Source organism: Parahoeflea halophila, assembly GCF_900220985.1.
Classification (GTDB): domain Bacteria; phylum Pseudomonadota; class Alphaproteobacteria; order Rhizobiales; family Rhizobiaceae; genus Hoeflea; species Hoeflea halophila.
Genome location: NZ_OCPC01000002.1, coordinates 221,968 through 245,701, shown reverse-complemented (window position 1 = coordinate 245,701; position 23,734 = coordinate 221,968). Strand labels below are relative to the sequence as shown.

The following is a 23,734-nucleotide window of genomic DNA, read 5'->3' as shown; positions in this document are numbered from 1 at the left end:
TCAGCCCAGGGCACGATCTGTCGTCTGATAGCCGTCCATGGTGTCTGCGACCATGTTTCCGGTCAGGTGGTCTCCATTGCGGCCATCAAGCCTTACCAGCGCCATCTGGCCCCGGGGTACACCAGGTGCAAGCACCGGAGTGAAATTTTCCGTCCGCGCCATGCCGCTGAACTCGACGAGAACGGAGTGGATTCCGCCAGCGCGAACCATGGCTTCGAGGTGGTCATCATAGGCCTGTTCGCCACGTTGTCTCAAGCGGGCGGCGCGTTGCCTGATCTGGCCGCGGTCCAGCTGCGGCATGCGCGCCGCAGGCGTGCCCTCGCGCGGCGAATAGGGAAACACGTGCAGGAATGCCAGCCCGCATTCATCGATGATGTCAAGCGAACGGGCAAACATCTCCTCGGTTTCGGTCGGAAACCCAGCAATCAGGTCGGCGCCGAAGGCAAAACCGGGCCGCAAGTCGCGCACCTGGCGGCAGAACCGGATTGCATCGCCGCGCCCATGCCGGCGCTTCATCCGCTTGAGGATCAGATCGTCGCCGTGCTGCAGCGACAGGTGCAGATGCGGCATGAACCGCGGCTCGTTGGCGATCAGGTCCAGAAGGGCATTGTCCACCTCGATCGAATCGATCGACGACAGCCGCAGCCGCCTGAGACCGGGCACCTGCTTCAGGATGGTGGCGGCGAGGGTGCCGAGCGTTGGGCTGCCGGGCAGGTCGGCGCCATAGCTGGTGGCGTCGACACCGGTGATGACGGCCTCCTGGTAGCCATTGTCGACCAGCTTCTCGATCTGGCTGACCACCGCGCCCATCGGCACCGAGCGGGAATTGCCGCGGCCATAGGGAATGATGCAGAAGGTGCAGCGGTGATCGCAGCCGTTCTGCACCTGGACGAAGGCGCGGGCGTGACCTTCGACCGCCTCGATCATCTGCGGCGCGGTCTCGCGCACCGACATGATGTCGTTGACGCGGATCTTCTCGCTTTCGGAGACGCCGAAATCCGGCAGCTTGCGGTAGGTCGCGGCCTGGCCCTTGGCCTCGTTGCCGATCACCGCGTCGACCTCGTCCATCCGGGCGAAGGTTTCCGGTTCGGTCTGGGCGGCGCAGCCCGAAACGACGATGCGGGCATGCGGGTTGTCGCGCCGGGCGCGGCGGATGGTCTGGCGGGCCTGGCGCACCGCGTCGGCGGTCACGGCACAGGTGTTGACCAGGATCGCATTGTTGAGGCCTGCGGTTTCCGCCGCCTTGCGCATGGTCTCCGATTCATAGGTGTTGAGCCGGCATCCGAGGGTGAGAACGCGAACGCCGCTCACGCATCCACCTCATCGGCCTGCCAGGCTCCGGTCAGCGGATCGACAGTGCCCGAAAACTCCCATTCGGCGGGGCCGGTCATCATCACGTGGTTGTTGGCGCGCCAGTCGATGTGCAGCGGGCCGCCGGGTACATTGACGGTGACCCGCCGGCCGGTGCGGTCGGTGCGCGCGGCACAGACGGCGGCGGCACAGGCGGCCGAGCCGCAGGCCCGGGTCAGGCCGACACCGCGTTCCCAGGTGCGAAGATCAAGCGTCTGGCCATCCTTGACCCGGGCAATCGAGATGTTGGCGCGCTCGGGAAAGATCGGATGGTTTTCCAGAAGCGGCCCGAAGCGCTCTAGATCATAGGACCAGACATCCTCCTTGACCCAGAAGATGGCGTGCGGATTGCCGATCGCCATCACCGAAGGCGAATGCAGGACCGGCGCATCGATCGGGCCGACCTGCAGCTCGATGCGGGTGGTGTCAAAAAACTCCTCGGCCAGCGGGATCCGGTCCCAGCGGAACTCGGGCACGCCCATGTCGACCGAGATCAGCCCGTCTTCGTGTTCCTCGGCGGTCACAATGCCGGCCAGCGTCCTGAAGGTGAAGCTCTTGCGCCCGGTCTCCGACGCCAGCGCCTGGACCACGCATCTGGTGCCGTTGCCGCAGGCCTGGGCGTGGCTGCCGTCGCGGTTGAGGATGTCGATGCGGTAGTCGACGCCGTCCAGATCGATGTCATGGATCGCCATGATCTGGTCGAAGCCGGTGCGCTCGCCGCTGGCCAGTGCAATCGCGGCCTCGGGCGTCACCACATCGCTGCGGCCCCGCATGTCGATGACGACAATATCGTTGCCCAGCCCGTTCATCTTGGCAAAAGGAACCATGGATCCCATCACGCGCACCTGTTTCTGTTTGCGGCCTATATGGCCGAAAAGCGACGGGATTACCAGTCTCGGGAGTGCGGGCGCCGGTTCAGGCGAGGTCAGGGAAGTCCCAGGCTTCGCCGACATGCAGCGGCCGGAAGCGGTCCTTGGCGACGCCCTTCTCGGCAAGTTTCTCATAGAGCAGTTCTTCGGGCGCCTCACGGCCTTCGTCGGTGAGCTGGAACGTGCCCCAATGATGGCCCAGCGCGTAATCGGCGCCCGACATCAGGAACCCGTCGATGGCTTCTTCCGGGCTCTGGTGCTGATCCTTCATGAACCAGCGCGGCTCATAGGCGCCGACCGGCAGGATCGCGGCGCGGAATTTGCCGTGCCGCTCGCGGGCATTCTTGTAGGGGCGGCCCTTGTCGAAGCCGGTGTCACCGATATGCAGGATCTTGCCGCCCGGCGTTTCCAGCACAAAGGCTGCCCAGAGTGCCATCGAGCGGTCATTGATGCCGCGGGCCGACCAGTGATGGCAGGGTTCGAAATGCACCGTGACCGGTCCGGACTTGATGGCGTCGCCCCAGTCTCCGGTCATCACCCGCATGGTCGGCACATGCGCCCTGATGATTGTGTCATTGCCCAAAGGGGTGACCACCAGGGGATCATGCGCCATCCGCAGCCGGGCCAGCGTCACCAGGTCGAGATGGTCGTAGTGATTGTGCGACAGCAGCACAATGTCGATGTCGGGCAGATCCTCAAAGGCGATGCCGGGCGCGGTGACGCGCTTGGGTCCGGCAAACGCCACCGGACTTGCACGTTCGGACCAGACCGGGTCGGTGAGGATGTTGAGCCCTGCGGTCTGGATCAGCATGGTGGCGTGGCCGACCATGGTGACGCGCAGACGGTCGCCTTCCACCCGTGGCTCGGGCCGGGCAGGCGCAAACGGGCTTTTCACCGAGGCGGGCCACTTGGCCGGTGTGCCGCCAAACTTCCATCGCAACAGATCCGAAAAACCCCTGGGGTCGGCGCCATCGGGATTGAAGAACCGCGTCCCGTCGAAATGATCGCTGACCGGGCCGGAATGATAGCGATTGGAGTTGCGGGCAACAGCCATGGCGGTCCCTGACGCGCCAATCCCCAGAAGGGCGGCGAAAGCGGTAAATTTGAGAAAGGAGCGGCGTTTCATGGGGTAAAATATGGGAGCGAGGGGGGCGCGATCAAGTGCGCCGGCAGAGCGGGTCGAGGCAGGGGGCCCGAAATCGCTTATCTGGCCCGTTGCAACAGCTGCAGCCACTCCCTCACAAAAGCCTTCCTGTCCCTGTTCTCGGAGGAGCCTTCCTGGCGCTTCTCATCCTGTTCGAGTTCCGGCTCTCCAACGATGACCCGACGCCCTTCGCCTTCAGCGCCACGGTGCTGGCCGTGCTGTTCGCGCAACTGCGCGGCAAGCTGTTCATCGCGCCGCCGATTGCGCGGGTCATCATCTTCTCGATTCTGCCGGATCCGATCGTGGTGCTGGAGCCGGGTGGTCTGGTGCTCGAGATCAATCCGGCGGCAGAAACGCTGACCGGTCTCTTCAACCACCGCCACGCCAGCGGCGTTATCCTGGCGCTGCTGGCGAATGCAAGCCAAGCCGGCGCCGGTTGATCTGCATTTCCGGGTGTGGAAACCGGTTGACCGGCACTTGCGGCCATGCAACCCAAAGAGCAGCCGTGCATGTCGCAGGCTCGCGCAACAGGACGGGTTTCATGACCACCGACCAGATCATGCTGTTTGGAATTCTGATCGTGCTTTTCGGCATGCTGGTCTGGGGCCGGGTGCGCTATGACATGGTTGCCTTCGTGGCCTTGCTGGTCACCGTGCTTGCCGGGCTGATTGCGCCAGAGGATGCTTTTCACGGCTTCGGCCATCCCGCCGTCGTCATCATCGCGCTGGTGCTGATTGTCTCGCGCGGGCTGATGAATTCGGGCGCGGTCGAGCTGATCGCCCGTTTCGTCACACGGCCGGACCGCGCCCTGACCACGCATATCGGCATCATGGCCATCGCAGGCGCGGTGTTGTCGGCAATCATCAACAATGTCGCAGCACTGGCACTGCTGATGTCGCTGGACATGGACGCGGCGCGCAAGGCCAAGCGGGCGGTGTCGCTGACACTGATGCCGCTGTCATTCGGCACCATCCTGGGCGGCATGATCACGCTGATCGGAACGCCGCCGAACATCGTCATTGCGCAATACCGGCAGGACGTGCTCGGTGCGCCGTTCTCGATGTTCGATTTCGCCCCGGTCGGCCTGGCGGTCGCAGCCGTCGGCATAGTCTACGTGGCGTTCCTTGGCTGGCGGCTGATTCCCTCGCGGCCCGACGTGATGTCGCTTGAAGGCGATGCCGGGCTCTATGTCGCCGAGGCGCGGGTCAAGGAAGGTTCGAAATCCACCGGCCATGCGGTGAGTGAGCTCTATCCGCTTGCCGAGGAAAACGACGTTTCGATCCTCGGGCTGACCCGCAACGGCAAGCGGCTGCCGGGGTTTTCGCAGGCGCGCGAAATCCGCGAAGGCGATTTCCTGGTGCTCGAAGGCGACCCGAAACAAATCGAGGCCTTCATGGGCGCTGCGGAACTTGATGCCATCGGCACCGAGGAGCATGGCGGGCTGATGGGCAAGTCGCTCAGCCTGGTCGAGGCCATCGTGCCGGAGGAATCCAGTGCGGTGGGCCGCACCATGCTCGGGCTGCGGCTGATCCAGCGCCACGGTGTGACGCTGCTTGGCATTTCACGGCAAGGCCAGCGGTTTCGCGAGCGGGTCAGCCATCTGCCGATCAAGGCGGGCGACCTGCTGCTGCTGATCGGGCCGGACAAGAACATCGCCGCGGCCAGCCAGTGGCTCGGCGTTCTACCTCTGGAAAACCGGCGCCTGGAGGTGCTGCAGCGGACCAAGGCATTCCTGGCCATTGCCATCTTCGCCGCGGCCATTGCGCTTTCGGTGCTGGGCATCACCTCGCTGGCAATCGGTCTGGGACTTTGCGTGGTCGCCTATCTGCTGCTCGGGATCATCAACGGGCGGGATTTTTACGCCCTGATCGAGTGGAAGGTGATCGTGCTTCTGGCCTGTCTCATTCCGGTGGCAGCGGCGCTGGAAGACACCGGCGGCAGCCAGCTGATTGCCAACCTGATCGTCACCCAGACCGAGAACCTGCCGGCCTGGGGTGTTCTCGCGGTCCTGATGATCATCACCATGACGCTGTCGGATTTCCTCAACAATGTCGCCACCGCGCTGATTGCAGCCCCGATCGGGGTCAGCGTGGCAAATTCGCTCGGCGCAAGTCCCGATCCGTTCCTGATGGGGGTCGCAGTCGCCGCCTCCTGCGCCTTCCTCACGCCGATCGGGCACAAGAACAACACCATCATCATGGGCCCGGGCAATTACCGCTTCGGCGACTACTGGCGCATGGGCCTGGTGCTCGAAGTGCTGGTCATCGTCGTCGGCGTGCCGATGATTGCCTGGGTGTGGCCGTTTTAGTTCAGAGCCTGAAGGGACTGTGGCTGTCTGGTGTCAGAATGATTGTAGATGATACTGGAAAGTGATACTAAATGAACCTAAGTAGGAAACACCGGCTAATCCTTGAGGCCGTTTTTTGCTGATCCGGTTCGGGCCAGTATCCCGTGGCGGGACATTGAGGCACTGTTTATCGCTGCAGGTGGTGAAGTCAGCGAAGGGCAAGGATCGCGGGTTCGGGTATCGCTGAACGGCGTGCGTGCGGTATTTCACCGTCCGCATCCACAAAAAGAGACGGACAAGGGTGCGGTTAAATCCGTACGGCGTTTTCTGACAGAAGCGGAGATTCGACCATGACCATGATGCACTACAATGGCTATGAGGCGCTCGTCGAGTTTGACGAGGACGCGGAGTTGTTTCATGGCGAGGTCATCAATACCCGCGACGTGATCACCTTTCAGGGGAATTCAGCTTCAGAGCTGAAGAAAGCGTTCGCCGAATCGGTGGATGACTATCTGGCCTTTTGCGCCGAGCGGGGCGTGGAGCCTGACAAGCCTTATTCGGGGCAATTTGTAGTGCGTGCCGAGCCCGCCCTGCACAGGGCGCTGGTCACCGCCGCCAAGCGCGCGGGGGTGAGTCTCAACAAGCTGGTGACCACCACGCTGGCGCGGGAGCACAGTTAGATCCCGCCCGCTTGGCTCGTCTGTCTACACCAGGCTGTCCTGCGTCACCGACAAGGAAATGGCGGCGAAGAAGCAGGCCGATGCGGCGATGACGAAGCCATGCCATATGGCGTTGGAGAACTTCATCTTCTTGGCCGCGTAAAACACCACGCCGACAGTGTAGAGCAGACCACCGGCGACGATGTAGCCAAAGGGCAGCTGCTGCCAGGATGACCAGAACAGCACCACGCTCAGCCAACCCATGGCGAGGTATAGTGCGGGGCCGAAGCGGCCGGGCGTCGACCAGAACACCAGCTTGAGCACCATGCCGATCAGCGCCAGCGCCCAGACGATGCCGAGCACGACATAGGCCAGGCCGGAGCCGATCATCACCACCAGCGGCGTGTAGGTGCCGGCAATCTTCAGGTAGATCGCCGCATGGTCGATCCTCCGCAAGGTCGGCCGCAGGCTTTCCCACGGGGTCATGTGGTAGAAGGCCGAGGCGGCAAAGGTAGCGATCAGGGTGATGGCATAAATAGTTATGGCGGCTATCTGCCAGGGCGAGGCAACCGGTGCCGCCCAGGCCAGCAACAAAATGGCACCAAGCACCGCGCCGGTAACACCGACGACATGCATGCTGCCGTCGGCAACGCGTTCTGATTTGGTGTAGCTGGGATACATTCTGTGCTTTCAGGCTTGGCATTGAAACCGGATAATTGTTGCACAGCCGGTCAAGTATCAAGTCGGCAAGCGATAAAATTCCCGGTTCGTATCGAAATCGTCGATCCCTGACCGGGTTACACCTCTCGTGATGGTCGCCGGGACTCCGACTTTCATGAAGAACCAGCGAAACGGGCAGGTCTCAAATCAGCCTGAAGATCGCCATAATGCACAGCACCACCAGCATCGCCCATCCGGCGACATAGACAAAGGTGCGCACGCCCTGGATCGGTTTGCCGACATTCTGGGCATAGATCACCACGTAGACGATGCGGGCGAGCAGGAACAAGCCCATCAGCAAATTGACCCACCAGCTCGACACCCCGGACAAAATACTGGCAAACAGGGCGATGCCCGCTGCTGGCATTATCTCCACACCATTGAGATGAGACCGGTTCAGCCGGTATAGCCCGTCGGCGTAATCCTTTGCCGGATCACTGCCCGGGACCAGGTTGGCCCTGGCCTTGCCGGCACCGACCAGGGCCGATTGCAGCAACACGATAAGAACGAATATCAGCAATGAGATCAGACCGATCGAATAGGCAGCGATTTGGTCCATGGTTTCCTCCCGCTTTGGATGAGACAGATTACCGCATCGGTAGAGGGTTGCAATCACATCCTAACCGCCGAGGCGTCAGGCTCGGGCGCTAACCTTGACTCCGGCGCAGTTTTCCTGTTTATCCCGCGCAAATCTGCGACGAGCATGACTCCGAGCCGCCGACCGGGATGGTTCCTGTGGTCGCTTGAAACCTTTTTTCAGACCGGACCGGTCTGAAGTGTCAAGCGAAACATTTGAGCACCGGAGGTCAACATCCGACAGCGCGATGCGCCCTCGGGTGTCGTTTGGCTTTGCGTGATGCTCTTCCCATATTGGCTGGAGACCCCAGCAACCACAGGACGACGCAATGTTTGAAAATCTCCAGGACCGGCTTGGCTCCATCCTCAACAATCTGACCGGGCGCGGCGCCCTGTCGGAAAAGGATGTCGCAGAAGCCATGCGCGAGGTTCGCCGCGCGCTTCTGGAGGCCGACGTGGCGCTGGAAGTGGTCCGGGGCTTTACCGACCGGGTGCGGGAAAAGGCCGTCGGTGCCGAGATCGTCAAGTCGATCAAGCCGGGCCAGATGGTGGTCAAGCTGGTTCATGACGAGCTGGTCGCCCTTCTCGGCGAAGAAGGCGTCGCCATCGATCTCAATGCGGCCGCCCCCGTCGTCATCATGATGGTCGGCCTGCAGGGCTCGGGCAAGACCACCACCTCGGCCAAGATTGCCGCCCGGCTCGAGAAACGTGACCGCAAGAAGGTCATGATGGCCTCGCTCGACACCCGCCGTCCGGCGGCACAGGAGCAGCTCAAGCAGTTGGGCGAGCAGACCGGCGTCGCCACGCTGCCGATCGTCGCCGGACAGTCGCCCACCGACATCGCCGCGCGCGCGGTTCAGGCGGCAAAGCTCGGCGGCCATGATGTGGTCATCCTCGACACCGCCGGCCGCACCCATATCGACGAGCCGCTGATGGCCGAGATGGCCGAGATCAAGAAGCGCGCCAATCCGCACGAGATCCTGCTCGTCGCCGATGCGCTGACCGGTCAGGACGCGGTCAATCTGGCGCGCAATTTCGATGAGCGCGTCGGCATTTCCGGCCTGGTGCTGACCCGAATGGACGGCGATGGCCGTGGCGGTGCGGCGCTGTCGATGCGGGCTGTCACCGGCAAGCCGATCAAGCTGATTGGTACCGGCGAGAAGATGGACGCGCTGGAGGAATTCCACCCCCGCCGCGTCGCCGACCGGATCCTGGGCATGGGCGACATCGTCAGCCTGGTCGAAAAGGCGGCGGAGAGTTTCGACGCCGAGAAGGCCCAGGCGATGGCCGCCCGGATGAAGACCGGCAAGTTCGACCTTAATGATCTCGCCGAGCAGCTGGGGCAGATGCAGAAGCTCGGCGGCATGGGCGGCATCATGGGCATGATGCCGGGCATGGGCAAGATGAAGGACCAGATGTCGGCGGCCGGCATGGACGACAAGACATTCGCCCGCCAGCTCGCCATCATCGGTTCGATGACCAAGGCCGAGCGCGCCAATCCCGACATTCTCAAGCATTCCCGCAAGAAGCGCATTGCCGCCGGTTCGGGCACCGATGCGGCGCAGATCAACAAGCTGTTGAAGATGCACCGGCAGATGGCCGACATGATGAAGGCCATGGGCGGCAAGGGCAAGGGCGGCGGCATGATGCGCGCGGCCATGGGCGGCCTGGCCCAGAAGATGGGCCTGCCTGGCGGCATGGGTGGAATTGGCGGCATGCCGGATCTGTCGAAGATGGATCCGAAGCAGCTCGAAGCCTTGCAGAAGCAGGCCGAGGCCGCCGGTCTCGGCAAGGGCGGCATGCACGGCGGTCTTCCGGGTGGATTGCCCGGTTTGGGCGGGCCAAAGCTACCCGGCCTTGGTGGCGGCCTTCCCGGCCTGCCGAAGAAGAAGTGAGGGGCGGGGCATGAGCACGAACACCGAGGCGCTGGCCAAATTGCAGGAATTCCGCAAGTCGATCGACAATTTCGACGCTGCGCTGATCCACATTCTGGCCGAGCGCTTCCGGGTGACCAAGGCAGTGGGCGCGCTCAAGGCTTCGGCCGATCTGCCGCCGTCGGACCCGAAGCGCGAGGCCGAGCAGGTTGCCCGGCTGCGGGATCTGGCCAGATCCGCTGATCTCGATCCGGATTTCGCCGAAAAGTTTCTCGAATTCGTCATCCGCGAAGTGATCCAGCATCACAAGCAGGCGGCGGCGAAGTAACCCATCTGGCGCCCTGCGGCGCCCGACCATGACCAACCAGACAGTCAACACAACTGCAAATCGAAGGAAAAGAAAATGGCACTGAAAATTCGTCTGTCGCGTGGCGGCTCCAAGAAGCGTCCTTACTACCACGTCGTCGTAGCCGATGTGCGGTCCCCGCGCGATGGCCGCTTCATCGAGCGTCTGGGCTACTGGAACCCGATGCTGGCCAAGGACGACGCGGGCCGCGTCAACCTCAACCAGGAGCGCATCCAGCACTGGCTCGACAACGGCGCGCTGCCGACCGACCGTGTCGCCCGTTTCATGGCTGAAGCCGGCATGATCACCCGCGACGCCCGCAACAACCCGAACAAGGCAAAGCCCGGCAAGAAGGCGCAGGAACGCGCTGCCGAGAAGAAGCAGAAGGAAGAGGATGCAGCCGCTGCTGCCGCCGAAGCCGCTGCTGCACCGGCCGAAGAAGCCGCTGCGGAGTAAGTTGGCCGCACAGGCGCATCTTCACGGATGCGCAGCGTGCGCACTCATGCGGGCGGCTTCGTGCCGCCCGTTTCGCGTTGACGCTGGCCCGTTCACCCTGCATTCCAGCCTCACCGGCATGGCCTGAGTGACAGGATGCAGGCAATATCCTATGTGTTGCAGCAGGCCTTTTGCCTTCAGGCGCACCCGGCTGCAGCGGAGTTTTTCATGACCAAGCTTACCCACCCCATTCTGATTGGCGTTGTCGGGGCCGCGCAGGGCATCCGCGGCGAGGTGCGGGTCAAGCCGTTTACCGAGGACCCGATGGCGATCGCCGAATATGGCGCGCTCTACACGAAGGATGGCCGCCGTTTCGAGATCCTCGATCACCGCTTCGCCAAGACCGTGGTCGTGGTGCGGTTCCGCGGCATCAACGACCGCAATGCGGCCGAGGCGCTCAAGGGGCTCGAGCTGTTCATCGACCGCTCCAGCCTCGATGACGAGGATCTGGAGGAGGGCGAATATTTCCATGCCGATCTTGTCGGGCTTGAAGCCTGGGACGAAGACGGCCGGTTCTGGGGCGAGGTCTCGGGCGTGCTCGATTTCGGGGGCGGCGACCTCCTGGAGCTGCGCGAAGACGGCAGCAAGCCGGTGGTGATCCCGTTCACGCTGGCTGCGGTGCCGCATGTCGATCTCGAGGCCGGGCGGATCCTGGTCGACCCGCTGGCCGCCGGCCTTGTCGAGAGCGGCGAGGATGACGAGGGCTCCGAAGGCGGTGACGATCGAGATAGCGGCGATGAGGATGGCGGCGAGGACGGAAGGTGAGTTTTCGCGCCTCCATCCTGACGCTTTATCCGGACATGTTTCCCGGCCATCTCGGGCAGTCGCTGGCGGGCCGGGCGCTGGAACGCGGCGATGCCGCGATCGAACCGGTCAATATCCGTGATTTCGCCACCGACCGGCACCGCTCGGTCGATGACACACCGGCCGGTGGCGGCGCCGGAATGGTGCTCAGGCCTGACGTGCTGGCCAGCGCCATCGATGCCGTCAGCCCGGAAGGCGACACGCGGCCGCGGCTCTTGATGAGCCCGCGCGGGCGTCCGCTGACCCAGGCCCGCGTGCGGGCGCTGGCTGAGGGGCCCGGCGCGGTGATCGTCTGCGGCCGCTTTGAAGGTGTCGACCAGCGGGTGATCGAGGCGCGCAATCTCGAGGAGATTTCGATCGGCGACTATGTGCTGTCGGGCGGCGAACCGGCGGCGCTGATCCTGCTCGATGCGGTGATCCGGGTCTTGCCTGGTGTCATGGGCAATGCCGCGTCCGGCACCCATGAAAGCTTCGAGACCGGAATGCTCGAACACCCGCATTACACACGGCCGCAGCTTTTTGAAGGCCGCGAGATCCCGGCCGTGCTGACATCGGGTAATCACAGGGCGATCGACGAATGGCGCGCGGCGGAATCGCTTCAACTAACGCGCGCGCGGCGTCCCGATCTGCTTGGCCCGGAGGACCGCGACGGGTGACGCTGACCGGTCAGCTTGCAAAATAATACCAGCTCAGCAGCAGGCCGACGGCGACCACGATGGCGCGGATCACGGCCTGCGGCACCCGGCGCGCCAGCCAGACCCCGGCATAGCCGCCGAGCGCACCCGCAGGGATCATGATCAGGGCCGGCAGCCAGGCCACGACACCGCCGGTGGCAAACACCACGATGGCGATGAAGGCGATGATGACGGCAATGAAGTTCTTAAGCGCGTTGAGCTTGTGGTAGTCGCCGCCCTTGGTAATGCCGAGCACGGCGAGCATCATGATGCCCATCCCGGCGCCGAAGAAACCGCCATAAATCGAGGTGATGAACTGGCCCACCATCCCAAATCGCGTAATCGGCCGCTCGGCATGCAGGTGTTTGGGCCGCAGATAGGGCCCGGCAGCAAAGATCACGGTGGCGCCAAGCAGCAGCCAGGGCACCAGCGAGCGGAACGAGGGATTGGACATCGACACCAGGATCAGCGCTCCCGCGAGACTGCCTGCCAGCGACAGCCCCGCCAGAACCCAGGCTTCGCGGCCTGCCTCGCGAATCTCCTTGCGGTAGGCCAGAGCCGAGGTGACATAGCCGGGGAACTGGGTCACCGAGGAGGTGGCGTTGGCCATGATCGGCGGTACGCCCGTCAGCGTCATGGCGCCAAAGGTGAGGAAGGTGCCGCCACCGGCGATGGCATTGACGGCGCTCGAGAGAAAGCCGGCGGAAAACAGCAGAACGATATCGAAAAGGGACATGGGGTGCCGTGCAGAGAAACAATGGGACCGGTTTTAGAGCATCGCTCGCCCTTTGCCACAAGACCCGTGGCAAAACCTGCTGCAAGGTGGCAACAAAATCGTCCGCGCAGGCGTGACAAAACCGCGGCGATGGTGTATCTGCCCCGCGATCGGCAAAGTCCGACGGTCGTGTGAACAACGGCGCCTGCCAAACAAAGAATGGTGAACCCGCTCCTGCCCTCACCGGCATAGCCCTGAGAATGATCCCGGAACCGGGACATGTCAAAGGGATGAAACGAGGGCGCTCTGGCCGTTTGAGAAGAACGAAAGGTCAAGGACCATGAACATTATTGCCCAGCTGGAGGCCGAACAGGCCGCCAAGATCGAAGCTTCCCGCAAGTTTCCCGAATTTTCCGCCGGCGACACGCTGCGGGTTCAGGTGCGCGTGACGGAAGGCAAGCGGACCCGTCTGCAGGCCTTCGAAGGCGTTTGCATCGCGCGCTCCGGCGCCGGCCTGAACGAGAACTTCACCGTTCGCAAGATCTCCTACGGTGAAGGCGTCGAGCGCGTGTTCCCGATCTACTCGCCGATCGTGGAAGCCGTCGAAGTCGTCCGCCGCGGCAAGGTGCGCCGCGCCAAGCTCTATTACATGCGCGACCGTCGCGGCAAGTCGGCTCGTATCGTCGAGAACACCGGCACCCGCGCCCGCAAGCTCAACGACGCCGAGCGTCAGGCTGTGGCCGCCGAGAAGGCACGCCTCGAGGCCGAGAAGGTTGCAGCCGCACAGGCTCTCGCCGCCGAAAAGGCAGCAGCAGAAGCCGCGGAAGCCGCAGCCGCAAAGGAAGCAGCAGCATCGGCTGAAGCAGCCAAGAGCGAATAAGCCGCTCCGCCATGATTTGACGATCCTGCGGGATCAGACGGAAAAGCGCCGGGCAACCGGCGCTTTTTTGTTGTCCGGACTTCCGCCCGGCAAGGTGCTGGCGCCGTTCCTCCAAGGCCGGCCGGGCAGCCCGGGAAATCGTGAGCCTACAGCGCCGAGCATCCAACTGGGTGCGCAAACCTCGCTGCAACGCTTTGACATGATGCATGCAGGTCATCGTTCAAGCGAATTCATGCGAACGCGACAGGCCTTGGTCACCCGGTTCCAGCCAAACCGGAGACGGCTTTCCCACTGCAGCCAGGTCGGAGTGAGCAGTTGCAGGTCTTACAAACGCGGATTCAGCCAACCGCTCAAAACCGAAGGACTGGATTAATCCTCTGCTAAGCCGGATCGGCGACAGTGCCCTCTCACGCGTGAAGGGCGGGACCGATGACGATTTCCTCGATGATGAACAGTGCTGTCTCGGGCATGCAGTCTGAGCAGAGCCGCCTGATGGACGCAGCCACCAACATCGCCGCTCCCGGGCCCGGTACTGCCACCGAGACCGATGCCGAAATCAGCCTCGCCAACGAGCTGCTCACCCTCAAGCAGGCGGAAACCGGCTTCAAGGCCAACGCCCTGGTGTTCGAAACCGGCGCCGAGCTCTGGGACGTGCTGATGAGCATCACGCGGGATGAGCCGGACTAGTTGCTCTGGCACCCTGCCTCTCCCCTTGTGGGAGAGGAAGAAAAATCATGATCTTGGTTTCAGCCAAGTCATGGATTTTTCAGGTGAGGGGTCAGTGCGGCCCTCGAAGCAGCCCCTGTCTCGGAATTTCTAGCACTTGGTTTATGCCAAGGCGCTGAATTTCGCATTCTCCCCCACAAGGGGGAGAGGGTGCGTGCCCTCCATCACAAAAACAATCCCCCCGATTTCATCCACACCCTCCTCCCCCATGCCATACTTCCCGCACTCCCGCTGCCGGATGGTTCGCGAACGCTTTCGACCAGGCGGGAGGAAGGCCTCCCGGGGCTCGCCGTAACGTGCGGTGAGGACGGGGAGGAGGCGGAGGCCATCGGGGTTCCGCTGGCGGGCGGGTCTCACAAAGACACGTGCAAAGCCAGCCACCGGGCCAGGTTGCGTGTCGTGCCAGCTGACAAGGCGGGGACGAGGCCATCAAACCGGTCCGGGCCTGTGGCGGACATGACGGGTTTCCCCCTCAGCGTCCGTGCCGGTATCCCGAGACCCACTCGAACGGCCCGTCCAGGCCGTGACCGGAGCAATCCGGGCGGGAATGACATTTCCGGGAGTGCAAGGCGCCGCCTGTCGGATGCGGACATCATCCGGCGACAGTCGGGCCGCGCGCGTGCCGCGCCACCGTTTACTCATTCTCCAGAGGCAAAGCCCGCGTGCGGCCCTCCGGATCTGCATTTTACAAACTCCGGCGTTGAGGCGCGCGGAGGGTTTCGGGGTGCGTGAACTCTGGCCGCAAGGGAGATATGCTGAATACGCCGGCGAGAGCAGCCACCTGTTCCAATCTCCCCCCTTGCAGCCCGCCCGGCGGCATTGCAAAGTGCGCGGCAAGTGCCGCAGCCGACAAGCGGCACGCCCAAAACCAATCCCCAGACCTCATCAGGGAGAGTGTCATGTCATTTGCGAAATTCACCATGGCTGCAGTCGCAGCCATTGCCGGCCTCGGCATTGCCGCCACGCAGGCGCAGGATCTGCCTGATCTGGGTGGCGAAACGGTTGTCGTCGTTACCGAAAACGCCTATCCGCCGCTGCAGTTCATCGATCCCAAGACCGGCGAGCAGATCGGCTGGGAATATGACGCGATGAACGAGATCGCCAAGCGGCTGAATTTCAACGTCGAGTACCAGAACACCTCGTGGGATGCGATGATCCAGGCGGTTTCCGACGGCCAGTACGAGATCGGCATGACCGGGATCTCGATCAAGGAAGACCGCAAGGAGAAGGTCGATTTCTCCGATCCCTACATGCGCTCGGAAATGTTCATGCTGGTGCGCGGCGACGAGGACCGGTTCGACGATGCCAAGTCCTTCGCCGCGTTCGAGGACGGGCTGGTCGGCGCGCAGCCGGGCACGACGCCGTTCTATGTCGCCGTCTACGACGTGCTGGACGGCGACGAAGCCAATCCGCGGATCAAGCTGATGGAAACCTTCGGCGCCACCGTGCAGGCGCTGAAGAGCGGCGATGTCGACATGGTGCTGACCGACGGCGTTGCCGGCAAGGGCTATGTCGAGGCGTCCGACGGCGGACTCAAGCTGGTGGGCGGTCCCCTCGGATCGGACGATTTCGGTTTCATCTTCCCCAAGGGCTCGGAGCTGGTGGCGCCGGTCAATGCGGCGATCGCCGCGATGAAGGCAGACGGCACCATCGATGCGCTGAACAAGAAGTGGTTCCTCGACTACAAGCTTGGCGGCTAGGATCGATCGTGCCGATTGAGAATGACGGTTGCAAGCCGACAGTGGCTGGCAGCCTGCCCGGTCCGGGCGTGGGCTTTTGCCCGTGACTTCTGCCCCAAGGCCGTCCGACAAACCCGATTATCCCTGGTGGCTGCTCGCCGCCGGGGCCATTGCCCTGTTCCTGGCGGTGCAGATCGCGGTCAACGATCTCTACAGCCAGATCTTCTCGATCGTCTCGCGCGGCGTCTGGATCACCATCTTCGTCACCCTTGTCGGGTTCAGCTTCGCAACCGGCCTGGGGTTGCTGCTGGCGGTGATGGGGCTGTCGCGCTTCCTGGTGCTCAGGCAGGTGGCGCGGTTCTATGTCGAGATCATCCGCGGCATCCCGATCCTGGTGCTGCTGTTCTACATCGCCTTTGTCGGGGCGCCGGGCTTCGTGGCCGCCTGGAATGCGCTGGCGAGCCCGCTGATCGAGGCGGGGCTGCTCAGCGAGATGAAAGTGCGCGATGTCTCGCTGTTGTGGCGGGCGATTATCGCGCTGACCATCGGCTATTCTGCCTTCATCTCGGAGGTGTTCCGGGCCGGCATCCTGTCGGTGGATGAAGGGCAGATCGAGGCCGCCAAGGCGCTGGGGCTGTCACCCTTTCAGCGGTTCCGTTTTATCGTACTGCCACAGGCGATCCGCACCATCCTGCCCCCGCTGGGCAATGATTTCATCGCCATGATCAAGGATTCCTCGCTGGTCTCGGTGCTCGGCGTCGCCGATCTCACGCAGATGGGCAAGGTCTATGCCTCGGGCTCGTTCCGGTTCTTCGAAACCTACTCGATCGTGGCTTACGTCTACCTGCTTTTGACCGTCGGGCTCTCGCTGGCGCTCAGGGCGCTGGAAAAGCGGCTCCGGCGGGCGGAGGCGGAACGCTCGGCAAATGGTTGAGCCGGCCTTTGGCTCGTGAAACTTGCGGACGGAAAACCCCTGACATTCTCGTGCCGCAGAGTGGAAGTTGTTGAAAACCCTTGTGATTCCTAAAACTTTAGGCATTCGGGTAAGGTTTTGTTAAGGCGCGAAATTGCATCTGGGGGAGCAATTCACCCACAGGGATATTCGTGTGTTCTCCAAGCTCTCGGCCAGGCCATTCATCACCTGGCTCGTGGCGACTGTCACGCTGTTTGCGCTGGCAACCGTCTTTCTCGGCCAGACCCTGTGGCTGCTGGTGCCGGTGATTGCCGGGCAGGGCTGCGTCAGCGGCGGGCTCTGCGGCGCCATGGCGCCGGTGCTCGAGATGTGGATGCAGCCGGCGCTGCTGCTTGCGGCCACCTGCGTCGGGACACTCGCCTTCTACCGGCGCGGGCTGGCGGTAGGATCGCGGTTCTGGGCGCTGATGCCGCTGGCGCTGATGCTGCCCAACCTGCCGGCGCTGTTCGCGCTTGCACATCTGTGGGGCCTCGATCTCGGCAGCGCCCTGCTGTTCTTTCCGCGCTGGAGCCTCCTCGAACTGTTGCCGGTGCTGGTGCTCGGCGTGCTTTTCTGCTTCGAGGTCGAATACATGCCGGGCTATGGGGGATCGATCGCCGGGACCCGGCTTTACGGCAGCATTCCGGCCGGGCCCCTCTATGTCGCCAGCTGCCTTTGGGTCTGTTCGGATCTGCTGCTGTCGCCGGCCCCGAATTTCGGCGTTTCCATCGCCACCATCGAAACGGTGCGCGATGTGCTGCAGTTCCCGCTCTCGCTTGTTGACGGCAAGGTGTTCGCCGGATTGCCGCCCTATGGCGAGCGGCCGGACATGGTCGTGCCACTGGCCACGCTCACCAATCTCGTCCTGTTTGCGGTGCTGCTGTTCGCACTGGCCTTTGACGGGTCGGGCCGCCTCCGCCGTGCCGGGGCCTTGATCTTTGTCGACAAGATTGCTGAAAACGATGACAAGCCGCTGTTTCAGGCGGGCGGCCTGAACAACCGCTGATCCGGGCTCGACCGGGGCCGGCGAACTCGCAAGATCCGTGGCAGCAAGGGAGAATCGGATTGATGGTTGAACGCAGCAACCAGGAACTTGAACAGGTCTATGCCGCGCGCAATGCGGAGGAGCTGGGCGCGGCCTATGCGGCCTGGGCTGCGGCCTATGACCGGGACACGCTGGCAGCCGGATACTGCCTGCCATTCCAGGTGCTGGCGTGGGTTGCGCGTCATGTCAGGCCGGATGCCGGCCCGCTGCTCGACGCAGGCTGCGGCAGCGGCCTGTCCGGCCCCTATCTCAAGGCGTTGGGCTACAACGATATTGAAGGGCTCGATTTCTCAGCCGAGATGCTCAAGCTTGCCGGTTCGCGCGAAGCCTATGGTGCGCTGAAGCGGGCGACGCTGGGTGAGGGGCTGCCCTGGGACGACAACCACTTCGCGGCCTTCTTCTCCACCGGCGTGTTTACCGAAGGCCATGCGCCTGCCTCCAGCCTGAACGAACTGTGCCGGATCACCAGGCCGGGCGGGACCGCGATCTTCACAGTGCGGGACAAGATTTTCCACAGTGGCGGTTTTGCGTCCACAATCGATGATCTGAGCGGGCGCGGGATCTGGCGGCGGCTCGAACAGAGCCCGCCGTTCCGGGCCTTCGCTCTCGACGAGCCGGACGTGCTGGTAACGGCCCATGTCTTTAAGGTTCTCGCCTGAGCCGTCCTGCTGATGCCGGTGGTGGAACCGCCCCGGCCTACCGGGACCGCCGTCCCGGCTCCCGCAATCCGGCAGCGGTCGTACGGGAACCTGCCTGTAACTGGGGCATTTTAAGGATATGGACACATTGCTTGATGAAATGCTCCACTCGACGCAGCTGCCCTGGCAGGTCATCCTTGCGCGGTTGCTGCTGGCCGTCGCTCTCGGCGGGATCCTCGGTTTCGAGCGCGAACTGGCCGACCGCCCTGCCGGTTTCCGCACACATATGTTGATTAGCCTCGCGTCGGCGGCGTTCACCATCATCACGCTCGAAATGCTTTCGATGCCGGCATTTGAACCCGACGACGTGCGCTTCGATCCGTTGCGGCTGGTTGACGCCATCACCGCCGGTGTGGCGTTTCTCGCCGCCGGCATCATCCTGATGCGCCACGGGGAGGTCAAGGGTCTGACCACCGGTGCCGGCATGTGGCTCGCCGCGGCTGCCGGGCTGGCAGCGGGGCTCGGCCTCTGGCTGATTGCGGTGTTGGCGTCCGGACTTGGAGCGTTGATTCTGGCGGCAGTGCGCCGCCTGGAAACCGAGCTGTCATTGAAATCACCCAGAGAGGGGTGCGAATCCGACAGTGGGAGCTGACCATCCCAGATTGCCAAAATCGCCAAACGCTGGTATGAGCGCGGCCATGGGATCGAAATTCGGATGTCTCGCGCCTCAAGTCTTCGTGCTGCAGGATCACAAGCGCCTGCCGGCACGGTTTTTCGCGCGCGTATCCAGGGCATTTGCCGGGCGCAACGCCTGAGGCGCCGCCTCTCCTGCCGGCTTTCCGGCGGCATTCCGATCAAGCATTCTTCCTTTATCCGAACGGACCACTTTCATGACCGCACCTCGCACACTCTACGACAAGATCTGGGACGACCACGTGGTCGACGAACAGGAGGACGGTACCTGCCTGCTCTATATCGACCGGCATCTGGTGCATGAAGTGACCAGCCCGCAGGCGTTCGAAGGCTTGCGCAGCATGAACCGCAAGGTACGTGCACCACAGAAAACGCTCGCCGTGGTCGATCACAACGTTCCGACCTCGCCGGACCGGGCGCTCGGCATCAAGAACGAGGAAAGCCGCATCCAGGTCGAGGCGCTGGCCAACAACTCGGCCGAGTTCGGCGTTGAGTATCTCAATGAGAACGACAAGCGCCAGGGCATCGTCCATATCGTCGGTCCGGAGCAGGGCTTCACCCTGCCGGGCACCACGATCGTCTGCGGCGACAGCCACACCTCGACCCATGGCGCATTCGGCGCGCTCGCGCACGGCATCGGTACCTCAGAGGTCGAGCACGTTCTGGCAACCCAGACGTTGATCCAGAAAAAAGCCAAGAACATGCTGGTCGAGGTCAATGGCGAACTGCCCGAGGGCGTGACCGCCAAGGATATCATCCTCGCCATCATCGGTGAGATCGGCACCGCCGGCGGAACCGGCTACGTGATCGAGTTTGCCGGTGAAGCCATCCGCGCGCTGTCGATGGAAGGCCGCATGACGGTCTGCAACATGACCATCGAGGGCGGCGCCCGCGCCGGCCTGATCGCGCCGGACGAAAAGACCTATGCCTATTTCAAGGACCGGCCGCGCGCGCCCAAGGGCAAGGCCTGGGATATGGCTGTCGAATACTGGAAGACGCTGCCGTCGGATGAAGGCGCGCACTACGACAAGGTTGTCCGCCTCGACGCCGCCGCGCTGCCGCCGATCGTCTCCTGGGGCTCGTCGCCCGAGGATGTGATCTCGGTCACCGGAGTGGTTCCGAACCCGGACGACATCAAAGATGAATCCAAGCGCAGCTCGAAATGGCGGGCGCTCGACTATATGGGCCTCAAGCCCGGCACGCCGATCACCGATATCAAGATCGACCGTGTGTTCATCGGCTCGTGCACCAATGGCCGCATCGAGGATCTGCGCGCCGCCGCCGCAGTCGTCGAAGGCAAGAAGGTTGCGTCCAGCGTCTCGGCGATGATCGTGCCGGGTTCGGGCTTGGTCAAGGAACAGGCGGAAGCCGAAGGCCTCGACGTGATCTTCAAGAATGCGGGCTTCGACTGGCGCGAGCCGGGCTGCTCGATGTGCCTGGCGATGAACGACGACCGGCTGAAGCCGGGCGAGCGCTGCGCCTCGACCTCGAACCGCAACTTCGAAGGCCGCCAGGGCTTCAAGGGCCGCACCCACCTGGTTTCGCCGGCGATGGCGGCCGCCGCGGCCGTGGCCGGCCACTTCGTCGATATCCGGGAGTGGAAATAGAGGTCAGACCGGCAGGCGGTTGCAAGCTCGGAGTAAGCTCCGCCTGTCTGTCCCCTTGGCTTCATCCCGGATTTCCTCATCCTCGGGCTTGACCCGAGGATCCACTCCGTGACGTCTCATTGTCCGCAAATCGTTGAAGCATCGCGGAATGGATCCTCGGCTCGGGGGCCGAGGATGACGAAGGAGAGCACGCCGCTTTTCATTGCCCTACCAGACACAGAAGAACCCGCCGGTCACCCGGCGGGTTCGTTCGTCTTGGGGGCTAGGGTGTGCTCGTCTCGTCAGCTCAGATGCAGATGTGCCTCGATGGCGGCTGCGATAAAGGCGTGGCGGGCCTTGCGGGGTTCCGCGCCACCATTGATGACTTCCTCGCAGGCGAGCTCCGCGTCGTGAAAGCGGCTGCCGTGGATGCCCGGCCAGTTGCGGTGCAGCAGCTTCTTCGCTTGCCGGGCGGTCCTCACCGTCCGGTGAAGGCCTGTCTCGGGGTCATCGATGGTGATCGGCGTGTTCCAGGCTGTTGATCGCATGAGACTACCTCCTTTGACGTGCAGGACCAGTGTCTGCCTATCCCGGACTGAGGTCACGTCAATCCGGCGGAGATGGTTACGCTGTCATTGCCGGATGGGCGCAAGCAGCTGCAACATGTGCCGGAACGGCACAGATCGGTGTCAATGGTAATGAATGGCGTTCAGGCCGAGGGCGGAATGGTGCCGGGGGGTGGCTGTTTGCCGGCGTTTGCCCGTGCGGACGTCTCCACACCAGGGCGGATGCCCGAACGCCGCTGCGCCATGCTCAAGATTGCATCAGTGCCGGATGACGCAGACACCGCTGCTGTCGCCGCAGCTGCTGGTGTTGCTGTCGACAATGATGACCTTGGGGCCGGACCGGACAAAGGTGCCGCCGCCGGAGCTGTCACGCTTGACGCGGATCTCCACGTGGTCGCCATCGCGCCTGATCTTCGTTGACGGCTGCTTGAGCGGCGACGATGCCGACTGCCCGGGCAGTCTGATCCGCGAACTCGACCTGCCGTCATCCCGGTCGATGATGATGACGGTGACGTCCTTGTCGCGCAGAAGCTTCGATGTGCCCGACGGGGGCTTGAGCTCGATGGCCAGTGCAGTCGTTGCAAGCCCGACACTTGCGGCGAAGATGATGGCCGCCTGGATCGGCCGGCGGCCTGGATTGAGCCCCGGCTTGCGCGAGAACAACTTGACGGTCATGGCGGTTTCCTTTCAGCAGGCTTCAGTGCATGCAGCATCGAGGCCGGTGGTGGTCCGTGAGCGGGTCAAAACAACCCTTGCAGCCAATCTGGCCAATATTGTGCACCAGCGGCAAAAGGGTGTCACGCTGCGCCAGCTTCTATCGCCGGTTAAGGTTAAGCCGGCTCGGGGGCGTCGCGAAGCGAGCCGCCCGCTGCGACCTTTGTCAGGCTTGACCGGAGCACGGCTTTGACCCAAACATTCAGCCCATGGACACGCCCAAGAACATCGACATCTCGCTGTTGCGCCTCAAGGATGCGCATCAATTCTCGCCGCTGCTGGCTGCTTATGTGCAGTCGCTCAAACGCGGTGCGCCGCGCAGGCCGGATGATTATTACGCCGAAACGCTGCTGCAGGACCGCGTTGCCCAGATCTTCGGCGCCCGGCTCGACGGCGAGCTGGTCGGGTTCGTGATCTTCTACGATCTGCCGGATCCGGTGACGGGAATGCGGTGCGGCCAGGTCGACCATCTCTATGTCAGCCATCTGCACCGCAAGATGGGCATTGCCCAGGCGATGATCGACATGCTGGCCGAGGAGAGCGACGCCCATGGCTGGTCGCGAATCATCCTCAATGCGCCGCGGCTGCCGGAAGAAGGGCGCAAGCTCTACGAGAAGCTCGCTACCAAGGCGGATTTTTCCAGCTGGGAACTGCGTTTCGACCATTCGAGCTGAATTTTTTGCATTGCAATCAAACCGGCGAAATCTGAAAGCGTGGCCTGATGCCGCGCTTTCTTGCGCTGTTAAGTATTTTGAATCGTTTGAAGCGCTATGGAGGGAAAAATCCCGTCTCGCTTTCGACCAAAGCCGTGCTGTCGAGCGCGATGGGGGCTTTGACGCGGTGCATATAACGCACTAAAACCTCCGCACAGCCGCCGTGCTCGGTATCGCACAGATGCGTGCGGCTCTCCTTGAGGGAAAGAAGGACAGGGTCCCGATGACCAATGTGACGCAGAACCGGCCTTTGTCGCCGCACCTGAGTATCTACAAGCAAATACCCACCATGGTGATGTCAATCATGCACCGGTTTACCGGTATGGCACTCTATGCAGGCACGCTGCTGGTGGCGTGGTGGCTGGTGGCGGCGGCTTCCGGCGAGGCGACGTTCGACTGGGTCAACGGCATTTTCGGCTCGCTGCTCGGGCGGCTGGTGCTGTTTGGCTACACCTGGGCGCTGATGCATCACATGCTGGGCGGCATCCGCCATTTCATCTGGGACACCGGCCGCGGCTTCGATCCGGCGACCTCGACCAAGATGGCCTGGGCAACCCTTGCCGGTTCGATCACGCTGACGATCCTGATCTGGATCGCCGGCTACGCAACCCGGCTGTAGGAGGCAGACATGGACAGCAAGAACATGCGCACGCCGCTTTCCCGGGTCCGCGGCCTTGGTTCGGCCAAGGAAGGCACCGATCACTTCTGGCGCCAGCGGCTGACCGCCGTTGCCAATGTGCCGCTTCTGATCTTCTTCGTGCTTTTCATCGTAGCCTATAATGGCGAGCCCTATGCCACGGTCGCAGGCGCACTGTCCAATCCGCTGGTGGCGGTGCTGATGGGGCTGGTGGTGATTTCCGGTGTCATTCACATGAAGCTCGGCATGCAGGTCATCATCGAGGACTACATTCATGCCGAGGGCATGAAGGTGAGCCTGCTGATCCTCAACACATTCTTTGCAATCGCAGTGGGCGCGGTGTCGCTGTTCGCGGTTCTCAAACTCGGCTTCGGAGGCTGACAGACCATGGT

Annotated in this window: 28 protein-coding genes; 20 read left to right on the top strand and 8 right to left on the bottom strand. The window is 63.1% G+C overall.

Annotated elements, in window-relative coordinates; all coding sequences use genetic code 11:
• The 3 genes from mtaB to CRO46_RS08535 all read right to left on the bottom strand — a co-directional run bounded on the left by mtaB (position 1) and on the right by CRO46_RS08535 (position 3,345).
• On the bottom strand, positions 1-1,311 hold the full coding sequence (gene mtaB, locus CRO46_RS08545; RefSeq protein ID WP_097106974.1) for a tRNA (N(6)-L-threonylcarbamoyladenosine(37)-C(2))-methylthiotransferase MtaB: 1,311 nt from the start codon (positions 1,309-1,311) through the stop codon (positions 1-3).
• Positions 1,308-2,186, bottom strand: coding sequence for a diaminopimelate epimerase (gene dapF / locus CRO46_RS08540; RefSeq protein ID WP_097106972.1), 879 nt, complete (start codon positions 2,184-2,186; stop codon positions 1,308-1,310). Before dapF ends, mtaB begins: the two co-directional genes overlap by 4 nt.
• A 79-nt stretch (positions 2,187-2,265) precedes the next feature.
• Positions 2,266-3,345 (bottom strand): MBL fold metallo-hydrolase, encoded by a 1,080-nt coding sequence (locus CRO46_RS08535; RefSeq protein ID WP_097106971.1) that lies wholly within the window; start codon positions 3,343-3,345, stop codon positions 2,266-2,268.
• A 35-nt stretch (positions 3,346-3,380) separates the two neighbouring features.
• Here CRO46_RS08535 and CRO46_RS08530 point away from each other — a divergent pair, with 35 nt between their 5' ends.
• The 4 genes from CRO46_RS08530 (at position 3,381) to CRO46_RS08515 (ending at position 6,330) form a co-directional block, all read left to right on the top strand.
• Positions 3,381-3,803: a hypothetical protein gene (locus tag CRO46_RS08530; protein ID WP_143438980.1), complete on the top strand. Its 423-nt coding sequence runs from the start codon at positions 3,381-3,383 to the stop codon at positions 3,801-3,803.
• Between the two features lie 101 nt (positions 3,804-3,904).
• Positions 3,905-5,671: an SLC13 family permease gene (locus CRO46_RS08525; protein ID WP_097107649.1), complete on the top strand. Its 1,767-nt coding sequence runs from the start codon at positions 3,905-3,907 to the stop codon at positions 5,669-5,671.
• Positions 5,672-5,773: 102 nt separating this feature from the next.
• On the top strand, positions 5,774-6,004 hold the full coding sequence (locus CRO46_RS08520) for a type II toxin-antitoxin system HicA family toxin (RefSeq protein WP_244577825.1): 231 nt from the start codon (positions 5,774-5,776) through the stop codon (positions 6,002-6,004).
• Positions 6,001-6,330, top strand: a complete 330-nt coding sequence (locus CRO46_RS08515) for a type II toxin-antitoxin system HicB family antitoxin (RefSeq protein WP_097106967.1) — start codon at positions 6,001-6,003, stop codon at positions 6,328-6,330. Before CRO46_RS08520 ends, CRO46_RS08515 begins: the two co-directional genes overlap by 4 nt.
• A gap of 24 nt (positions 6,331-6,354) precedes the next feature.
• On the opposite strand, the gene trhA is transcribed toward CRO46_RS08515, so the two are convergent.
• Both trhA and CRO46_RS08505 read right to left on the bottom strand, forming a co-directional pair.
• Complete coding sequence (trhA, locus tag CRO46_RS08510; RefSeq protein WP_097106966.1) at positions 6,355-6,990, bottom strand: PAQR family membrane homeostasis protein TrhA; 636 nt, start codon at positions 6,988-6,990, stop codon at positions 6,355-6,357.
• Between the two features lie 181 nt (positions 6,991-7,171).
• The gene (locus tag CRO46_RS08505) at positions 7,172-7,588 is read right to left on the bottom strand and encodes an MAPEG family protein (RefSeq protein WP_097106965.1); all 417 of its coding nucleotides are present in this window, start codon (positions 7,586-7,588) and stop codon (positions 7,172-7,174) included.
• Between the two features lie 346 nt (positions 7,589-7,934).
• On the opposite strand from CRO46_RS08505, the gene ffh reads away from it, so the two are divergent.
• The 5 genes from ffh (at position 7,935) to trmD (ending at position 11,780) form a co-directional block, all read left to right on the top strand.
• A complete protein-coding gene (gene ffh, locus CRO46_RS08500; protein WP_097106963.1) occupies positions 7,935-9,500 on the top strand; it encodes a signal recognition particle protein in 1,566 nt (521 codons plus the stop codon).
• A gap of 10 nt (positions 9,501-9,510) precedes the next feature.
• The gene (locus CRO46_RS08495) at positions 9,511-9,807 is read left to right on the top strand and encodes a chorismate mutase (protein ID WP_097106961.1); all 297 of its coding nucleotides are present in this window, start codon (positions 9,511-9,513) and stop codon (positions 9,805-9,807) included.
• Positions 9,808-9,882: 75 nt separating this feature from the next.
• The gene (rpsP, locus tag CRO46_RS08490) at positions 9,883-10,281 is read left to right on the top strand and encodes a 30S ribosomal protein S16 (RefSeq protein ID WP_097106959.1); all 399 of its coding nucleotides are present in this window, start codon (positions 9,883-9,885) and stop codon (positions 10,279-10,281) included.
• A gap of 207 nt (positions 10,282-10,488) precedes the next feature.
• Positions 10,489-11,085 (top strand): ribosome maturation factor RimM, encoded by a 597-nt coding sequence (gene rimM, locus CRO46_RS08485; protein ID WP_097107647.1) that lies wholly within the window; start codon positions 10,489-10,491, stop codon positions 11,083-11,085.
• Positions 11,082-11,780: a tRNA (guanosine(37)-N1)-methyltransferase TrmD gene (gene trmD / locus CRO46_RS08480; protein WP_097106958.1), complete on the top strand. Its 699-nt coding sequence runs from the start codon at positions 11,082-11,084 to the stop codon at positions 11,778-11,780. The genes rimM and trmD overlap by 4 nt, the downstream gene beginning before the upstream one ends.
• Before the next feature lie 10 nt (positions 11,781-11,790).
• Here trmD and CRO46_RS08475 read toward each other — a convergent pair whose 3' ends face one another.
• Positions 11,791-12,534: a sulfite exporter TauE/SafE family protein gene (locus CRO46_RS08475; protein ID WP_097106956.1), complete on the bottom strand. Its 744-nt coding sequence runs from the start codon at positions 12,532-12,534 to the stop codon at positions 11,791-11,793.
• A gap of 319 nt (positions 12,535-12,853) precedes the next feature.
• Between CRO46_RS08475 and rplS the strand changes: the two genes are divergently transcribed.
• From rplS to leuC, 8 genes are all read left to right on the top strand, one after another.
• On the top strand, positions 12,854-13,393 hold the full coding sequence (gene rplS, locus CRO46_RS08470) for a 50S ribosomal protein L19 (RefSeq protein ID WP_097106955.1): 540 nt from the start codon (positions 12,854-12,856) through the stop codon (positions 13,391-13,393).
• A gap of 429 nt (positions 13,394-13,822) precedes the next feature.
• On the top strand, positions 13,823-14,080 hold the full coding sequence (locus tag CRO46_RS08465; RefSeq protein ID WP_097106953.1) for a flagellar basal body rod protein: 258 nt from the start codon (positions 13,823-13,825) through the stop codon (positions 14,078-14,080).
• Positions 14,081-15,039: 959 nt separating this feature from the next.
• Positions 15,040-15,819: a transporter substrate-binding domain-containing protein gene (locus tag CRO46_RS08460; protein WP_425479260.1), complete on the top strand. Its 780-nt coding sequence runs from the start codon at positions 15,040-15,042 to the stop codon at positions 15,817-15,819.
• Between the two features lie 82 nt (positions 15,820-15,901).
• Entirely contained in the window at positions 15,902-16,732 is an 831-nt protein-coding gene (locus CRO46_RS08455; RefSeq protein WP_097107645.1) for an amino acid ABC transporter permease, read from the top strand.
• Positions 16,733-16,904: 172 nt separating this feature from the next.
• Positions 16,905-17,756, top strand: coding sequence for a hypothetical protein (locus CRO46_RS08450; RefSeq protein ID WP_097106949.1), 852 nt, complete (start codon positions 16,905-16,907; stop codon positions 17,754-17,756).
• Between the two features lie 62 nt (positions 17,757-17,818).
• On the top strand, positions 17,819-18,454 hold the full coding sequence (locus CRO46_RS08445) for a class I SAM-dependent DNA methyltransferase (protein WP_097106947.1): 636 nt from the start codon (positions 17,819-17,821) through the stop codon (positions 18,452-18,454).
• Positions 18,455-18,572: 118 nt separating this feature from the next.
• Positions 18,573-19,085, top strand: coding sequence for an MgtC/SapB family protein (locus CRO46_RS08440; RefSeq protein WP_097106945.1), 513 nt, complete (start codon positions 18,573-18,575; stop codon positions 19,083-19,085).
• A gap of 238 nt (positions 19,086-19,323) precedes the next feature.
• Positions 19,324-20,733, top strand: a complete 1,410-nt coding sequence (gene leuC / locus CRO46_RS08430) for a 3-isopropylmalate dehydratase large subunit (protein ID WP_097106941.1) — start codon at positions 19,324-19,326, stop codon at positions 20,731-20,733.
• 281 nt (positions 20,734-21,014) lie between these two features.
• Here leuC and CRO46_RS08425 read toward each other — a convergent pair whose 3' ends face one another.
• Both CRO46_RS08425 and CRO46_RS08420 read right to left on the bottom strand, forming a co-directional pair.
• The gene (locus CRO46_RS08425) at positions 21,015-21,260 is read right to left on the bottom strand and encodes a DUF982 domain-containing protein (protein ID WP_097106939.1); all 246 of its coding nucleotides are present in this window, start codon (positions 21,258-21,260) and stop codon (positions 21,015-21,017) included.
• 276 nt (positions 21,261-21,536) lie between these two features.
• Positions 21,537-21,953, bottom strand: a complete 417-nt coding sequence (locus tag CRO46_RS08420) for a hypothetical protein (RefSeq protein ID WP_097106937.1) — start codon at positions 21,951-21,953, stop codon at positions 21,537-21,539.
• Positions 21,954-22,201: 248 nt separating this feature from the next.
• On the opposite strand from CRO46_RS08420, the gene CRO46_RS08415 reads away from it, so the two are divergent.
• From CRO46_RS08415 to sdhD, 3 genes are all read left to right on the top strand, one after another.
• Complete coding sequence (locus CRO46_RS08415) at positions 22,202-22,666, top strand: GNAT family N-acetyltransferase (protein ID WP_097106935.1); 465 nt, start codon at positions 22,202-22,204, stop codon at positions 22,664-22,666.
• Between the two features lie 262 nt (positions 22,667-22,928).
• Positions 22,929-23,324 carry a succinate dehydrogenase, cytochrome b556 subunit gene (sdhC, locus tag CRO46_RS08410; protein WP_097106932.1) on the top strand — a complete coding sequence of 132 codons (396 nt, stop codon included), beginning with the start codon at positions 22,929-22,931 and terminating at the stop codon, positions 23,322-23,324.
• Between the two features lie 9 nt (positions 23,325-23,333).
• A complete protein-coding gene (sdhD, locus tag CRO46_RS08405) occupies positions 23,334-23,723 on the top strand; it encodes a succinate dehydrogenase, hydrophobic membrane anchor protein (protein WP_179758996.1) in 390 nt (129 codons plus the stop codon).
• Positions 23,724-23,734: the final 11 nt, after the last annotated feature.

Bases quoted from the DNA above. Each gene is read 5' to 3' on its own strand.
- rpsP (WP_097106959.1), top strand. From the start codon at position 9,883: ATGGCACTGAAAATTCGTCTGTCGCGTGGCGGCTCCAAGAAGCGTCCT.
- rimM (WP_097107647.1), top strand. From the start codon at position 10,489: ATGACCAAGCTTACCCACCCCATTCTGATTGGCGTTGTCGGGGCCGCG.
- CRO46_RS08445 (WP_097106947.1), top strand. From the start codon at position 17,819: ATGGTTGAACGCAGCAACCAGGAACTTGAACAGGTCTATGCCGCGCGC.
- CRO46_RS08420 (WP_097106937.1), bottom strand. From the start codon at position 21,953: ATGACCGTCAAGTTGTTCTCGCGCAAGCCGGGGCTCAATCCAGGCCGC.
- CRO46_RS08465 (WP_097106953.1), top strand. From the start codon at position 13,823: ATGACGATTTCCTCGATGATGAACAGTGCTGTCTCGGGCATGCAGTCT.
- sdhD (WP_179758996.1), top strand. From the start codon at position 23,334: ATGGACAGCAAGAACATGCGCACGCCGCTTTCCCGGGTCCGCGGCCTT.
- leuC (WP_097106941.1), top strand. From the start codon at position 19,324: ATGACCGCACCTCGCACACTCTACGACAAGATCTGGGACGACCACGTG.
- CRO46_RS08460 (WP_425479260.1), top strand. From the start codon at position 15,040: ATGGCTGCAGTCGCAGCCATTGCCGGCCTCGGCATTGCCGCCACGCAG.
- CRO46_RS08495 (WP_097106961.1), top strand. From the start codon at position 9,511: ATGAGCACGAACACCGAGGCGCTGGCCAAATTGCAGGAATTCCGCAAG.
- CRO46_RS08415 (WP_097106935.1), top strand. From the start codon at position 22,202: ATGGACACGCCCAAGAACATCGACATCTCGCTGTTGCGCCTCAAGGAT.
- dapF (WP_097106972.1), bottom strand. From the start codon at position 2,186: ATGGGATCCATGGTTCCTTTTGCCAAGATGAACGGGCTGGGCAACGAT.
- trhA (WP_097106966.1), bottom strand. From the start codon at position 6,990: ATGTATCCCAGCTACACCAAATCAGAACGCGTTGCCGACGGCAGCATG.
- CRO46_RS08515 (WP_097106967.1), top strand. From the start codon at position 6,001: ATGACCATGATGCACTACAATGGCTATGAGGCGCTCGTCGAGTTTGAC.
- sdhC (WP_097106932.1), top strand. From the start codon at position 22,929: ATGACCAATGTGACGCAGAACCGGCCTTTGTCGCCGCACCTGAGTATC.
- CRO46_RS08475 (WP_097106956.1), bottom strand. From the start codon at position 12,534: ATGTCCCTTTTCGATATCGTTCTGCTGTTTTCCGCCGGCTTTCTCTCG.
- CRO46_RS08525 (WP_097107649.1), top strand. From the start codon at position 3,905: ATGACCACCGACCAGATCATGCTGTTTGGAATTCTGATCGTGCTTTTC.
- CRO46_RS08440 (WP_097106945.1), top strand. From the start codon at position 18,573: ATGGACACATTGCTTGATGAAATGCTCCACTCGACGCAGCTGCCCTGG.
- CRO46_RS08505 (WP_097106965.1), bottom strand. From the start codon at position 7,588: ATGGACCAAATCGCTGCCTATTCGATCGGTCTGATCTCATTGCTGATA.
- rplS (WP_097106955.1), top strand. From the start codon at position 12,854: ATGAACATTATTGCCCAGCTGGAGGCCGAACAGGCCGCCAAGATCGAA.
- CRO46_RS08425 (WP_097106939.1), bottom strand. From the start codon at position 21,260: ATGCGATCAACAGCCTGGAACACGCCGATCACCATCGATGACCCCGAG.
- ffh (WP_097106963.1), top strand. From the start codon at position 7,935: ATGTTTGAAAATCTCCAGGACCGGCTTGGCTCCATCCTCAACAATCTG.
- CRO46_RS08535 (WP_097106971.1), bottom strand. From the start codon at position 3,345: ATGAAACGCCGCTCCTTTCTCAAATTTACCGCTTTCGCCGCCCTTCTG.